12 protein-coding genes are annotated in these 13,842 nt (G+C 60.9%); 7 read left to right on the top strand and 5 right to left on the bottom strand.

Translation table 11 applies throughout. From position 1 onward, the window contains the following. The 4 genes from VL202_RS20100 to VL202_RS20085 form a co-directional block, all read left to right on the top strand. Nucleotides 1-530, top strand: a 530-nt coding sequence (locus tag VL202_RS20100; RefSeq protein WP_325465852.1) for a F0F1 ATP synthase subunit gamma, incomplete at its 5' end; no start/stop codon positions are given. Nucleotides 531-554: 24 nt separating this feature from the next. After that, nucleotides 555-2,072 carry a F0F1 ATP synthase subunit beta gene (gene atpD / locus VL202_RS20095; protein ID WP_325465851.1) on the top strand — a complete coding sequence of 506 codons (1,518 nt, stop codon included), beginning with the start codon at nucleotides 555-557 and terminating at the stop codon, nucleotides 2,070-2,072. Nucleotides 2,073-2,172: 100 nt separating this feature from the next. Continuing rightward, a complete protein-coding gene (locus VL202_RS20090) occupies nucleotides 2,173-2,580 on the top strand; it encodes a F0F1 ATP synthase subunit epsilon (RefSeq protein WP_325465850.1) in 408 nt (135 codons plus the stop codon). 246 nt (nucleotides 2,581-2,826) lie between these two features. Beyond that, complete coding sequence (locus VL202_RS20085; RefSeq protein ID WP_325465849.1) at nucleotides 2,827-4,254, top strand: mannose-1-phosphate guanylyltransferase/mannose-6-phosphate isomerase; 1,428 nt, start codon at nucleotides 2,827-2,829, stop codon at nucleotides 4,252-4,254. A 274-nt stretch (nucleotides 4,255-4,528) separates the two neighbouring features. Here VL202_RS20085 and VL202_RS20080 read toward each other — a convergent pair whose 3' ends face one another. Continuing rightward, nucleotides 4,529-5,632 carry a saccharopine dehydrogenase family protein gene (locus VL202_RS20080; protein WP_325465848.1) on the bottom strand — a complete coding sequence of 368 codons (1,104 nt, stop codon included), beginning with the start codon at nucleotides 5,630-5,632 and terminating at the stop codon, nucleotides 4,529-4,531. A 120-nt stretch (nucleotides 5,633-5,752) separates the two neighbouring features. On the opposite strand from VL202_RS20080, the gene VL202_RS20075 reads away from it, so the two are divergent. The 3 genes from VL202_RS20075 (at nucleotide 5,753) to VL202_RS20065 (ending at nucleotide 9,830) form a co-directional block, all read left to right on the top strand. Further along, the gene (locus VL202_RS20075; RefSeq protein WP_325465847.1) at nucleotides 5,753-6,184 is read left to right on the top strand and encodes an Lrp/AsnC family transcriptional regulator; all 432 of its coding nucleotides are present in this window, start codon (nucleotides 5,753-5,755) and stop codon (nucleotides 6,182-6,184) included. A gap of 102 nt (nucleotides 6,185-6,286) precedes the next feature. Next, a complete protein-coding gene (locus VL202_RS20070; protein ID WP_325465854.1) occupies nucleotides 6,287-7,795 on the top strand; it encodes an ATPase domain-containing protein in 1,509 nt (502 codons plus the stop codon). Continuing rightward, nucleotides 7,788-9,830: a PAS domain-containing protein gene (locus VL202_RS20065; protein WP_325465853.1), complete on the top strand. Its 2,043-nt coding sequence runs from the start codon at nucleotides 7,788-7,790 to the stop codon at nucleotides 9,828-9,830. The genes VL202_RS20070 and VL202_RS20065 overlap by 8 nt, the downstream gene beginning before the upstream one ends. Before the next feature lie 17 nt (nucleotides 9,831-9,847). On the opposite strand, the gene VL202_RS20060 is transcribed toward VL202_RS20065, so the two are convergent. From VL202_RS20060 to fdhF, 4 genes are all read right to left on the bottom strand, one after another. Continuing rightward, nucleotides 9,848-10,543 (bottom strand): pentapeptide repeat-containing protein, encoded by a 696-nt coding sequence (locus VL202_RS20060; RefSeq protein WP_325465846.1) that lies wholly within the window; start codon nucleotides 10,541-10,543, stop codon nucleotides 9,848-9,850. Between the two features lie 201 nt (nucleotides 10,544-10,744). Beyond that, nucleotides 10,745-11,002, bottom strand: a complete 258-nt coding sequence (locus VL202_RS20055; protein WP_325465845.1) for a formate dehydrogenase subunit delta — start codon at nucleotides 11,000-11,002, stop codon at nucleotides 10,745-10,747. Next, the gene (gene fdhD, locus VL202_RS20050; RefSeq protein ID WP_325465844.1) at nucleotides 10,992-11,819 is read right to left on the bottom strand and encodes a formate dehydrogenase accessory sulfurtransferase FdhD; all 828 of its coding nucleotides are present in this window, start codon (nucleotides 11,817-11,819) and stop codon (nucleotides 10,992-10,994) included. Before fdhD ends, VL202_RS20055 begins: the two co-directional genes overlap by 11 nt. A 289-nt stretch (nucleotides 11,820-12,108) precedes the next feature. Then, nucleotides 12,109-13,842 (bottom strand): formate dehydrogenase subunit alpha (gene fdhF / locus VL202_RS20045; RefSeq protein WP_325465843.1); only part of this gene is annotated, 1,734 nt, incomplete at its 5' end.

The raw sequence follows: 13,842 nt of genomic DNA, 5'->3' as shown, positions 1-13,842 counted from the left end.
TCTGCGTCGGCAAGAAGGGGTTCGATATCCTGCGCCGCGAATTCGCCTCGCTGATCATCGATCGTGTCGACCTGCGTGAAGTCAAGAAGATCGGCTTCGAAAATGCCGACCAGATCGGCAAGAAGATCATCGGCCTGTTCGAAAAGGGCGAGTTCGATGTCTGCACGCTGTTCTACTCGGAGTTCAAGTCGGTCATCAGCCAAGTTCCGACTGCGCTTCAACTGATCCCCGCTGCCGTTCCGGCAGAGACGGTATCGACCGAGGCAGGTGCTGCGGCGATTTACGAATACGAGCCAGATGCGGGCGAGATCCTCAGCGATCTCATCCCGCGCAACATTTCGGTGCAGGTTTTCCGGGCTCTGCTCGAAAACGTCGCGGGTGAAATGGGTGCCAAGATGAGCGCGATGGACAACGCCACGCGCAATGCCGGTGAAATGATCAACAAGCTGACGCTGTCCTACAACCGTCAGCGTCAGGCTCAGATCACCAAGGAACTCATTGAAATCATTTCGGGCGCGGAAGCGCTCTAAGGTTACGGAAAGAGGGTAAGAATCATGGCTAAGGCAGCTACCCCCACAGATACAGCAGCGGTAAAGAAGCCGGCAGTCCGCAAGCCGGCGGCAGCCAAGGTTGCAGCAGTCGTTGCAGCAACGGGCTCGGTCGGCCGCGTGACGCAGGTCATCGGCGCCGTCGTCGACGTGACCTTCGACGAAGGTCAGCTGCCTTCGATCCTGAACGCGCTGGAAACCGACAACAACGGCAATCGCCTCGTTCTGGAAGTCGCCCAGCATCTCGGCGAAAACGCCGTGCGCACGATCGCCATGGACTCGACCGAAGGTCTGGTTCGCGGTCAGCCGGTCACGGATACGGGCGCTCCGATCACCGTTCCGGTCGGTCTGGAAACGCTCGGCCGCATCATGAACGTCATCGGCGAGCCGGTTGACGAAGCTGGTCCGCTGATCACCTCGGGCAAGCGCGCCATCCACCAGGAAGCGCCGAGCTATGTCGAGCAATCGACGGAAGCACAGATCCTCGTCACCGGCATCAAGGTCGTCGACCTCTTGGCTCCTTACGCCAAGGGCGGCAAGATCGGCCTGTTCGGCGGCGCCGGCGTCGGCAAGACCGTTCTCATCATGGAACTGATCAACAACGTCGCCAAGGCGCACGGTGGTTACTCGGTCTTCGCTGGCGTGGGTGAACGCACCCGCGAAGGCAACGACCTTTACCACGAAATGATCGAATCCGGCGTGAACAAGCACGGCGGTGGCGAAGGCTCGAAGGCTGCTCTCGTTTACGGCCAGATGAACGAACCGCCTGGCGCCCGCGCCCGCGTCGCTCTGACCGGTCTGACGATCGCTGAACAGTTCCGTGACGAAGGCCAGGACGTTCTGTTCTTCGTGGACAACATTTTCCGCTTCACCCAGGCGGGCTCCGAAGTGTCGGCTCTTCTCGGCCGTATTCCTTCGGCCGTGGGCTACCAGCCGACGCTCGCCACCGACATGGGCCAGATGCAGGAGCGCATCACCACGACGACCAAGGGCTCGATCACCTCGGTTCAGGCCATCTACGTTCCGGCCGACGACTTGACCGACCCGGCACCGGCAACCTCGTTCGCCCATCTGGACGCAACGACGGTTCTGTCGCGCTCGATCGCCGAAAAGGGTATCTACCCGGCCGTTGACCCGCTCGACTCGACCTCGCGCATGCTCGACCCGATGGTTGTCGGCGAAGAGCATTACGAAGTGTCGCGCAAGGTGCAGACGACCCTGCAGCGCTACAAGTCGCTCCAGGACATCATCGCCATTCTCGGCATGGACGAGCTTTCGGAAGAAGACAAGGTTGCGGTTGCCCGCGCCCGCAAGATCGAGCGCTTCCTGTCCCAGCCGTTCTTCGTCGCTGAAGTCTTCACTGGTGCGCCGGGCAAGTTGGTTGCGCTCGAAGACACGATCAAGGGCTTCAAGGGCCTGGTCAACGGCGAATACGACCATCTTCCTGAAGCCGCCTTCTACATGGTCGGCTCCATCGAGGAAGCGGTCGAGAAGGCCAAGCGCCTGGCTGCCGAAGCCGCTTAATCGAAGCGAATAGGGAATAGGGAGTAGCGAATAGGAATAGGCTGAAATTGGCGGAAGGTTTCCTCAACCCGTTCGCTATTCGCTATTCGCTAAATTTGTCATGGCTGATTTCAATTTCGAACTCGTTTCTCCGGAACGCCTGCTGCTTTCCGAGCGCGTCAGCGAGGTCGTCATTCCGGCAACGGAAGGCGAGATGACCGTCATGGCTAATCATGCGCCGACGATGACGACGATCAAGCCGGGCGTTGTCACGGTGAAGGCTGCTGACGGCAAAGTTTCGCGCTATGTGGTGTTCGGCGGTTTCGCCGATATCTTGCCGACCGGTTGCACGCTGCTGGCCGAGTCCGCTGTTCCGGTCGGTGAGCTGGATCGTGCCGCTATCGACAAGCGCATCGAGGCAACCAAGGCGGAACTGGTCGAAGGCTCGCATGGCGACGAGCATAAGACCCGGCTGGAGCAGTTCCTTGCAGAATTGACGCAACTGAACGGTATCGTCGTCGCCGCCTGAACGACAAGCAGTTGCTGACACTATCAAACCCCGCTTCGGTGGGGTTTTTTGTTGTCTGACGCCCTGAGGGAAGCGTGCGATGCAAAGACGCCAAGCGGCGTCGGAGCGCCGTTAACGCTTTGAATCGTCAAAAATCTCGCAACCGCGAAATAAATTTACACGACATACTTTTCCGCTATTTTACGTCTATTGCAGATGTTTTTGGTATTTTGGGCGGATTTTGCCCGACAAGCATAGAGGATGCGCATGTCTTCCAAGATCGTGCCGGTCATCATGGCGGGTGGCAAGGGTACGCGGCTCTGGCCGCTGTCGCGCTCGGCGTCGCCCAAGCAGTTTCTCCAGTTCCTCGGCGATCACTCGCTGTTCCAGAAGACGCTGGAGCGGGTTTCCGATCGTGACTGGTACACCCCGGCGGTCATCGTCACCAATGCCGAGTTTCGGTTCATCGTCGCAGAACAGGCGCGCGCGCTGGACGCGCCGCTGTCGAGCATCCTGCTGGAGCCGATTGCCCGCAATACGGCGCCGGCTCTTGCAGCCGCCGCATTCGTCGTGCTGCGTGATCATGGCGATGACGCGATCATGCAGGTTCTTGCCTCCGACCACGAGATCGACGCAGGCGAGCATTATTTCGATTGCATTCGTATAGCACGCGACACGGCCAAGGCCGGCAAGCTGGTGACCTTCGGCATCAAGCCGACCGAACCGGCGACGGGTTACGGCTATATCGAGACCGGCGACGCGCTGGAGACCGGGGCACATAACGTTGCGCGCTTCGTCGAAAAACCGAATCGCGAGCGGGCCGAAGAGCTGCTGGCGAACGGAAACTATCTCTGGAACTCCGGCATGTTCATGTTGCCGGTCGGCCAATTCCTGGCGGAAATCCTGCGTTATGCTCCTGCCGTCTACGACGCGGCGCAGCGCGCCATCCAGGGCGCCGAGCGCGATCTCGACTTCGATCGGCTGGATGAGGCTGCCTTCTCGCAGGCGCCGAACATTTCGGTCGATTATGCCATCTTCGAAAATACGCCGCATGCCGCCGTCGTGCCGTCGTCCTTCAACTGGTCGGATCTTGGCAGCTGGGATTCGGTCTGGGCGATCGGCGACAAGGATGCGGACGGCAATGTTGTCGGCCAGAAGGCCACCGTTTCCAACACGCGCAACTCGCTGGTCCTGTCGCGCGATATCCACCTCGCGGTGCAGGGACTGGACGATATCGCCGTCATTGCCAGCGAGGATGCCGTCTATGTCGGCCGGCTGGAAGACAGCCAGGATGTCGGCAAGATCGTCAAGCAACTGGCGCTTTCGGCCAAGACCAGAGGCCTGACGGAGAACCATCCGACGTCCTATCGCCCCTGGGGTGCGGTGGCATCGGTGCTGAGCGGCGAGCGGTTCGAGGTCAAACGCCTTCATGTGACGCCCGGCCGCAAGATTTCGCTGCAGAAGCATCACCATCGTTCGGAACACTGGATCGTCGTGCGCGGTACCGCGGAAATCACCATCGACGGCGAGACAAGGCTGCTGCACGAAAACGAGTCCGTCTACATCCCCCAGGGCGTCGTGCACCGCCTGACCAATCCCGGCAAGATTCCGCTGGAGCTGATCGAGGTCCAGACGGGATCGTATCTCGAGGACGACGATATTATCCGGCTGGATGATGAGTTCGGGCGGACGTGAAATGTGACGGGCCGACGCCTCTCGCGGCCTCTTCTCCCCTTGGTGAGAAGATGGCCCGCAGGGTCGGATGAGGGGGCTAAGGCTATCCCATTAAGGCTCCGGGTACGCCGGCCCCCTCATCGCCTCGCATGCGCTCGGCACTTCTTCCCGTTGGGGAGAAGAGGGAGATCGTTGCTTCGGCCATGCTTCCGCCAGACCCTTGGCGGTTATCCACACACAGAAACGCCCGGGATTTTTCAATCCCGGGCGTTGCTTCATGGACCTGCGTGCTCGATCAGCTTGCCATTTTGTCCGCGTAGGCTCTCTGTTCGTAGTGGTGGCCGAAGCGGCTCTTGAGGAAGGCGTCGAGGCCGATTTCTTCCTGGCGGATGAAGCCCTTGGCCGGCAGTTCGCCCTTGGCGAGCATGTCGAGCACGGCACAGATGCTGGAAGCCGTGGTGATCTGGATGGCGCTCATCATGCGGCCGGCAACGACGGCGCTGTAGACCTTGTTGGCGTAGGTTTCCTGCACCAGGCGGCCTTCCTTGCGACCGGAGACCGTGACGAAGATGATGACGACGTCCTGCATGGTCGAGGGCAGCGAGTTTTCGAAAATGTCCTTCAAAACTTCGCGGCGATGGCGCAGCCCGAGATCGTTAAGCAGCGCCTTCATGATCGCGGCATGGCCGGGATAGCGGATGGTGCGATAGTTCAGCGTGCGGACCTTGCCCTTGAGGGTTTCGCACAGCGTGCCAAGACCGCCGGATGTGTTGAAGGCCTCGTAGGTGACGCCGTCGAGAGAGAATTCCTCGCGTTCTTCCAGCGCCGGCACCGTGATCAGCTGGCCTTCGACGATCGCCTCGCAGGGTTCGATATATTCGTTGATGACGCCATCGGTGCTCCAGGTCAGATTGTAGTTGAGAGCATTCGACGGGTACTGCGGCAGGGCGCCGACGCGCATGCGCACGCTGTCGAGCGTGTCGAAGCGGCTGGCAAGATCGTTGGCAACGATCGAGATGAAGCCCGGTGCCAGGCCGCACTGCGGAATGAAGGCGGTCGAGGCGGTTTCGGCGATCGCCTTGACGCGGCGGGTGGATTCGACGTCTTCGGTCAGGTCGAGATAATGCACGCCGGCCTTGGAGGCGGCTTCAGCGATGGCGATGGTCAGGTGATAAGGGGCAGCGCTGAGCACGGCGAACTTGCCGGTGAGCAGGGCAACCATGGCGACGCTGTCGGAAATATCGACTTCCTGAACCGAGATTGCGTCGTGCTTCTCGATCAGGGCCAGCTGTTCGGCGCTGCGATCGGCGAGGGTGACCTGGTAATCGCCGGAATGGGCGAGAAGCCGCGCAATGGTCGAGCCGATCTTGCCGGCGCCGATGACGACGATGTTTTTCATTTTGGTTCCCCTCGATAAATGGACGTGGCGCATTGTCCAGCGTTTGGCTGTTGATACGAAGCGATGATCTGTTAAAAATGCCGTAGATATATCGGCATTCTGCCGTTGGAGATCTACATAATGACGTTAGCGGACAAGGACAGGCAGCTTCTGGCGGTTCTCAGCGAGAATGCCCGCATGCCAACCGCGCTCCTGGCGCGCAAGCTCGGCCTATCGCGCACCACCGTCCAAGCAAAGATCGAGCGGCTCGAGCGCGACGGGGTGATTGCCGGTTATGGCGTGCGGCTGTCGGATGATTTCGAGAAGGGGCTGGTCAAGGCGCATGTACTGATCACGCTTGCGGCCAAGGCGCTCGGCCGGGTGACGCAGGAGTTGCATGACATCGAGGACGTGCGCACCCTGCATTCGGTCAGCGGCAGCTTCGATCTCATCGCCATCGTCGCGGCCAACTCGATCAGCGAACTCGACCTGGTGATCGATCGCATCGGCGAAATCGACGGGGTGGAGAAGACCTTGTCCTCAATCATCCTGTCGACGCGTATCAGCCGGTGATCAGCGGGAGAGGAAACGCGAAGCAATTTTTTCGCGCATCGGATGAAGACGTTGCCGTTTTTGGAGGCAGCCCTATGTTTTTCTCCGATGAAAGGAGAGCGTATGGCAAATGGGCATGAATCGAAAGCGATGACAGGCGTGGCAGGGCTGGATGATGTGCTTTCGGGAGGTCTTTCCCGCGGTCACGTCTATCTGCTGGAGGGATCGCCAGGAACCGGCAAGACGACCATTGCCCTGCAGTTCCTGATCGAAGGCGCAAGCCTTGGCGAGCGGTGTCTCTACATTACTTTGTCCGAGACCGAAGAGGAACTCCGGCAAAGTGCTGCGTCTCACGGCATGACCCTGGGAGATGAGATCGAGATCTTCGAGCTGGTTCCGCCGGAAAGTCTTCTCGATGCGGACCAGCAACAGAGCCTGCTTTACTCGTCCGATCTCGAACTCGGCGAAACCACGAAACTGATGTTCGAGGCGTTTGAGCGGTTGAAGCCGAGCCGCCTTGTGATTGACAGTCTTTCGGAAATTCGGTTGCTGGCGCAGAGTTCGCTTCGTTACCGTCGCCAGATTCTGGCGCTCAAGCATTTCTTTGCCAAGTCCGGTGCAACGGTTGTCCTGCTGGATGACATGACATCGGATAATCTCGACAAAACGGTGCACAGTGTCGTGCACGGTGTCATGCATCTCGAGCAGATGACTCCTGATTACGGGGCCGAGCGTCGACGCATGCGGGTCGTCAAGTATCGTGGTCAGGCATTTCGTGGCGGCTATCATGACTTTGTCATCAAGACCGGCGGAGTGGCGGTTTTCCCGCGCCTGCGTGCTCTGGAACACCACACGAATTTTGGGCGCGATACGCTAAGCAGCGGCATCGAAGAGGTCGATGCGTTGCTGGGTGGTGGTATCCAGCGCGGATCGAGTACGCTGCTGATTGGCCCGACCGGAACAGGAAAGAGCCTGTTTGCGCTGCAGTTCGTCAGCGCCGCCGTGGAGCGCGGGGAAAAAGCGGCGATCTTCGTGTTCGACGAAGAACTCGGGCTGCTGTATGCCCGCATGAAGCTCCTGGGGATTGATCTCGAATACCTGCGTGATCGCGGTCTGATCCATATCGAGCAACTCGATGCAGCGGAGCTTTCGCCCGGAGAATTCGCTCATCGCGTGCGTGACCGCGTGGCATCGTTCGAAGCCAAGACCGTGGTAATCGACAGCATCAACGGCTACCAGGCGGCAATGCCGGAGGAGAATTCGCTGATCCTCCACATGCATGAACTTTTGCAATACCTGAACCGGCAGGGGGTCAATACAATATTGACGATTGCACAGCATGGCCTTGTCGGAGATATGAAATCACCGGTGGATGTCACCTATCTCGCCGATACCGTCATTCTGCTGCGCTACTTCGAAGCGCTCGGCAAGGTGAGGCGGGCCATATCGATCATCAAGAAGCGTACCGGCAAGCATGAGGACACGATCCGCGAATACACTATCGGCGAGATCGGCTTGACGCTTGGACAGCCGTTGACCGGCTTCCAAGGGGTCCTTAGCGGCGTGCCGAGCCTCATGAATCCGGGCCAGCCACTGCTCAAACTCTCGGACGAGGACCGCAAAAATTCCTGACAGAGATGCCATAGCGCTGATTCATGCGCCGGCGGGGCGGGATGCGCAGATTGCCGCCTCATTGCTGGCAACGGTCGGCATACGTTCGAAGCTGACCGATGATTTCGATGCGTTCGTTGCCGGGCTGGAAGAGAACATCGCTTTTGCCGTCGTTACCGAGGAAGCCCTGCGTTCAGCCGATCTGCGCCCCCTCTCTGATTGGATTGCGGCCCAGCCGAGCTGGTCGGATCTGCCATTCGTGATCCTGACGCAGCACGGGGGTGGGCCGGAACGCAATCCCGCTGCTGCACGCCTCTCCGAGGTTCTCGGCAATGCCAGTTTTCTGGAACGGCCCTTCCATGCCACGACCTTTGCCAGTGTTGCCAAGACCGCGCTTCGGGGACGGCGGCGTCAGTATGAAGCACGTCTGCGCATAGAAGCTCTCGACGCGGGTGAGCGGCGGCTTCAGACTGCGCTGGAGGCTGGTCGACTGGGCGCCTGGGAACTCGATCTGGGAACCTATGCCCTGACGACCTCGGCGATGTGTCGCGGCATCTTCGGCCGCGCCGTGGACGATGCCTTCACTTACGAGGATATGATCTCGCGCATTCACCCGGAAGATGTGGATCGGATGCAGGCTGCGCTGAAGAGCACGATCGAGACGGGCGCCGACTATTCGATCGAATATCGCATCCTCTGGGAGGATGGATCGGTCCATTGGGCCGAGATTCGGGCCCAGCTATACCGCGACTGGAAGAACCGAGCGGTCAAGCTGGTCGGGGTGTCTGCCGACATCACTGCCCGTATGCGCGCCGAGGAAAATCAAAGGCAACTCAATGAAATTCTCGAGGTCCGTGTTGCCGAGCGGACGGCTGAGCTCGAAGCTGCGCTTGCGACCGCTATGGCGGAGGTGGCCCAGCGCGAACGGGCCGAGGAGCAGTTGCGGCAGGCGCAGAAGATGGAAGCGATTGGCCAACTGACCGGTGGTGTCGCCCATGATTTCAACAATCTGCTGATGGCGGTGCTGGGCAATCTCGAGCTGTTGCGCAAGCACCTTGACGGCGACGCCAGGTCCGTTCGGCTGATCGATGGCGCGCTGCAGGGTGCAAAGCGTGGCGCTTCGCTGACACAGCGTCTCCTGGCTTTTGCGCGGCGGCAGGACTTGCATGTGGGCGCCGTCGATATGGCCAAGCTGGTCTTCGACATGGAAGATCTTCTCAAGCGGTCGGTCGGCCCCGAGATCATGGTCGAGACATCCATTCCGGCATCTCTTCCGCCGGTGGTTGCCGATTCGAACCAGATCGAACTGGCGTTGCTCAACCTCGCCGTCAACGCTCGCGATGCAATGCCGAACGGTGGCGCGCTACGGATCGAGCTGAGGGAAATGATGCAGTCCGTTCCTGATGACGATCTGGAACGGGGGCGGTATGTGGTCTTGTCGGTCATCGACAAGGGACATGGGATGGACGCCCAAACCCTGCGCAAGGCGATCGAGCCGTTCTTTTCGACGAAGGAACTGGGAAAGGGGACGGGGCTAGGGCTGTCGATGATCCACGGGCTTGCGCTGCAGCTCAAGGGCGCCTTGAAGCTCACCAGCACAGTCGGGACGGGCACGACGGCGGCGCTCTGGGTACCCGTCGCGACCGAGGATTTCGTGGTCGAGCAGCCGGCGGAAACCGAACCGGCCGGCGGCCAGGATGCCGGGCCGAAACGGATACTGCTGGTCGACGACGATGTGCTGATTGCCATGAGTTCGGCCGACATGCTGATGGACCTCGGTCACGAGGTGGTGGAGGTGCATTCCGGCAGGGAGGCACTGGATCTCCTGAACAATGGCCAGGTGTTCGACCTGATGATCACCGACTATTCCATGCCCGGCATGACCGGCGCCGACCTGGTGAAGGCGGCGCGCTCATTGAACCCTGATTTCCCAATCTTGCTCGCAACGGGATATGCGGACCTGCCGCCGGGCGTCGATATCGAAGTGCCGCGGCTCGGCAAACCTTATTCGCAGCAAAGCCTGGCTGCCGAGATCGTCAAGCTGACGCGTGGATAGAACTGGTCCGGTAACCGCTACCGAACCTTCAATCCGAGTTCGGCCAGCAACTGTCCTGCCTGATCGCGTGAAATGGTGGCGCCCTTGAACTGCTTGGCGTTCAAGAGGCGGATGCCGCCGAGATCCGCGCCGCGCAGGTCGGCACCCTCGAACCGGCATTCGGCCAGGTTGGCATCGCGCAGGCTGCAGTCCTGAAAGATGGCGTCGCGGAAATCGGATTTCCTCAGATCCGCCAGTTGGAAATCAAGGCCGTTCAGCCGTGCTTTCCGAAGGGAAAGGCCGGGCAGCCGGGCATCGGCCAGCCGCGTTTCCTCAAATGTCAGGTTGAGCGTCTTTGCTTCCGAAAGATTGGCACCGGTCAGCTTGCAGCGCTCGATCTGCGCGCCGGTCAGCACGGTGCCCCGGAAGCTGCTGTTGTTGAAATCACAGCCCTCGATCCGGCTCTCGGAAAGATCGGCGCCGGTAAAGTCGGCAAGGCCACCCTTGCAATCCGACCACAGCGTGTTGCCCAGTTTCGCGCCGGTGAAGGTGGCCTGCTTGACGTTGCACGCCTCGAACACCCAGCCTTCCAGCACCAGGCGCGAGAGATGGGCCTCTTCGAGTGTGCAATCGACGAGCTTGTGCGGCATCCCGCTTTTCGCCAGCGCCTCGACCGTCGCTCGATCCAGCGTGCGGCTTTCGATGATATGCGTCGGGGTCATTTCAGATGCCATGTCGATATTCCTTGTTGGCCAGCGAGGAAACACGGCATGGGACCACGTACCCGCTGACCGCTCGCGATCAAACCGGACCCGTGGAAACCCGAAGGCCATAAGCTGCTTTGAGCAGGGACCGGATTACCAACCGGCCCATCTTTTTCGGTCGTTCTGCTTAACCCGGACTGTGCGTCGGTTCAATGATATTGCAGGAGCACGTCAATGTGCGGCGCCGGCACCCTGCGGGCTCGGGGCGGGGCGCTTGATGATGGCGGCGGCGGAGATCACGATGGGATCGAAGCCCGCATCGCCCTGTTCGATCAGTTCGAAGAAAGCCTTGCGCATGCGCGGTTCCCAGAACTTGTTGATATGGGTTGCGACGCCTTCGACGCGCTCGGCTTCCGGCTGAGACTTGAAGAATGTGGCGATCTGGTTTGCCATCCGAACGAGTTTGCCATTGGTGTTATCAAGCGACATCGGCGACGGCTCCGGATTGAATGCGATTGGGGTGGGTGAAAATTTCGAAATCGGCACCGCGCACCAGCGCGACCAGCGTCATGCCGGCCTCGTCCGCCGTGCGGATGGCAAGGGCCGTGGGCGCCGAAATGGCAATGATGAACGGGCTGCCGATGATGGCGGTCTTCTGCACCATCTCGACGGAAACACGGCTGGTGACGATCACAGCACCGCTCTCGCCGCGATGACCGGCGCGAGCGGCCGCGCCTACCAGTTTGTCGAGGGCATTGTGACGCCCGACATCCTCACGCACGGCAATCAAGCCCTTGCCCGGCACATAAAAGCCGGCGCCATGCACGGCGCGCGTTTCGAAATGCAGCGGCTGCTGGCCGTTCAGAAGCGCCACGGCCTCGACGATCTGCTGTTCGGTCAGGCGTAGCGGCGAGGCGAAAACGGACGGTGTCTTGCGCACCGCCTGCTCGATCGATTCGATGCCGCAGAGGCCGCAGCCGACCGGCCCGGCCATGTGACGGCGGCGCGACACCAGCGCATCGTTCTGGGCGTCCTTCAGCATGATCTGCAGGTCGATGCCGTTTTCATCAGCGATAGCCTCGATTGATTCGATCTGCGACGGACTGGTGATGATGCCCTCGGTCAGACTGAAGCCGACGGCGAAATCCTCGAAATCGCCCGGCGTCGCCATCATTACCGCATGGGTGGAACCGCCATAGGAGAGGGCGATCGGCGTTTCCTCGGGGACCACGCGGGAGCCAGCCGTCAGCCTGCCACCGCGATGGGCGGTCTCGGGGACAGTCTGGGTGAGTTTGAATTCGGTCATACCGCGAACTCCCTCTTCTCCCGTGCGGGGAGAAGGTGGCGTGCAGCGCCGGATGAGCGGGGCGAAGCCGCCTTGCTTGAGGGAGAGCCTTCGTCCTTTGCTATGAATGCAATGGCAGGCTTTGACGCGAGGGAACCGGGCCTTCGGCCCCTCTCATCTGCTTCGCTCCGACCATTCCCACAAGGGGGAGGGGTAAGCCGCGCACGCCGCAGCCGATCTCCCCCCTTGAGGGGGAGATGTCCCGAAGGGACAGAGGGCGGTGGTTGCGGCGAAAGCATCATGCCAATTCCTACTCCGCCGCCTCCATCTTTCGCGCGATGCGGCGGGACTGACGGGCCTGTTCGTCATAGTCGATCTGCCATTGCGACGGGCCGTTCGAGGGCGAGATCTGCACGGCGGTCACCTTGTATTCCGGGCAGTTGGTTGCCCAGTCGGAGAAATCGGTGGTGATGACGTTCGCCTGCGTCGTCGGGTGGTGGAAGGTGGTATAAACGACGCCGGGCGCGACGCGATCGGTGATCAGGGCCCGCAATGTCGTATCGCCGGCGCGGCTCGACAGCCTCACCCAGTCGCCATCGCGCACGCCACGCAGTTCGGCGTCGTTCGGGTGGATTTCCAGCCGGTCTTCCTCATGCCAGACGACATTGTCGGTGCGCCGTGTCTGGGCGCCGACATTGTATTGCGAGAGGATGCGGCCGGTGGTGAGGAGCAGCGGGAAGCGCGGGCCGATCTTCTCGTCGGTCGCCACATATTCGGTGCGGATGAACTTGCCCCTGCCACGCACGAAGCCGTCGATATGCATGATCGGCGAACCGAGCGGGGCCTTTTCGTTGCACGGCCACTGCACCGAGCCCATTCTGTCCAGATAATCATAGGAAACCAGCGCGAAACTCGGCGTCGTCGCGGCGATCTCGTCCATGATCTGGCTCGGATGGGTGTAATTCCAGTCCAGTCCCATGGCCTTGGCGAGGTTCTGAGTCACTTCCCAGTCGGCATAGCCGTTGCGCGGGGTCATGACCCGGCGCACCCGGTTGATGCGGCGTTCGGCATTGGTGAAGGTGCCGTCCTTCTCCAGGAAGGTCGAGCCCGGCAGGAAGACATGGGCGTAGTTGGCGGTCTCGTTCAGGAACAGATCCTGGACGACGACGCATTCCATGGCCGCAAGACCCGCTGCGACATGCTTGGTGTCCGGATCCGACTGGAGGATATCCTCACCCTGGATGTAGAGCCCCTTGAAGCCGCCATCGACCGCGGCATCCAGCATGTTGTTGATACGCAGGCCAGGCTCGTTGGAAATCGTCACGCCCCACAGTTTTTCGAAGATGTCGCGGGTGGCGTCGTCGGAGATATGGCGATAGCCCGGCAGTTCATGCGGGAAGGAGCCCATGTCGCAGGAGCCCTGGACATTGTTCTGGCCGCGCAGCGGGTTCACGCCGACGCCGGGGCGGCCGATATTGCCGGTGACCATGGCGAGATTGGCGATCGCGATGACGGCCGTCGAGCCCTGGCTGTGCTCGGTTACGCCAAGACCGTAGTAGATCGCGCCGTTGCCGCCGGTGGCATAGAGGCGGGCGGCGCCGCGGATTTCCTCGGCGGGAACGCCGCAGAGCTTTTCGATCGCTTCCGGGCTGTGATGCTGTTCGGCGACGAAGGCGGCCCAATCCTCGAATTCCGACCAATCGCAGCGCTCGCGGATGAAGCTTTCGTTGTAAAGACCCTCGGTAACGATCACATGGGCGAGCGCGGTCAGAAGCGCGACATTGGTGCCGGGCAGGAGCGGCAGGTGGTGGGCGGCCTTGACATGCGGCGAGGAGACAAGGTCGATGCGGCGCGGATCGATGACGATCAGCCGGGCGCCCTTGCGCAACCGCTTCTTCAGCCGCGAGGCAAAGACCGGGTGGCCATCGGTCGGGTTGGCGCCGATGACGACGACCACGTCGCTCTCCTCGACGCTGTCGAAATTCTGGGTGCCGGCGGAGGTGCCGAAGGTGGCGCCGAGACCATAGCCTGTGGGCGAATGGCA

The organism is Pararhizobium sp. (assembly GCF_035497515.1).
Classification (GTDB): domain Bacteria; phylum Pseudomonadota; class Alphaproteobacteria; order Rhizobiales; family Rhizobiaceae; genus Pararhizobium.
The sequence above is the reverse complement of the archived record's forward strand: the minus strand, read 5'-3'. Positions and strand labels throughout refer to the sequence as shown.

Coding starts and splice junctions, on each gene's coding strand:
- atpD (WP_325465851.1), top strand. CDS start 555: ATGGCTAAGGCAGCTACCCCCACAGATACAGCAGCGGTAAAGAAGCCG.
- VL202_RS20090 (WP_325465850.1), top strand. CDS start 2,173: ATGGCTGATTTCAATTTCGAACTCGTTTCTCCGGAACGCCTGCTGCTT.
- VL202_RS20085 (WP_325465849.1), top strand. CDS start 2,827: ATGTCTTCCAAGATCGTGCCGGTCATCATGGCGGGTGGCAAGGGTACG.
- VL202_RS20080 (WP_325465848.1), bottom strand. CDS start 5,632: ATGAAAAACATCGTCGTCATCGGCGCCGGCAAGATCGGCTCGACCATT.
- VL202_RS20075 (WP_325465847.1), top strand. CDS start 5,753: ATGACGTTAGCGGACAAGGACAGGCAGCTTCTGGCGGTTCTCAGCGAG.
- VL202_RS20070 (WP_325465854.1), top strand. CDS start 6,287: ATGGCAAATGGGCATGAATCGAAAGCGATGACAGGCGTGGCAGGGCTG.
- VL202_RS20060 (WP_325465846.1), bottom strand. CDS start 10,543: ATGGCATCTGAAATGACCCCGACGCATATCATCGAAAGCCGCACGCTG.
- VL202_RS20055 (WP_325465845.1), bottom strand. CDS start 11,002: ATGTCGCTTGATAACACCAATGGCAAACTCGTTCGGATGGCAAACCAG.
- fdhD (WP_325465844.1), bottom strand. CDS start 11,819: ATGACCGAATTCAAACTCACCCAGACTGTCCCCGAGACCGCCCATCGC.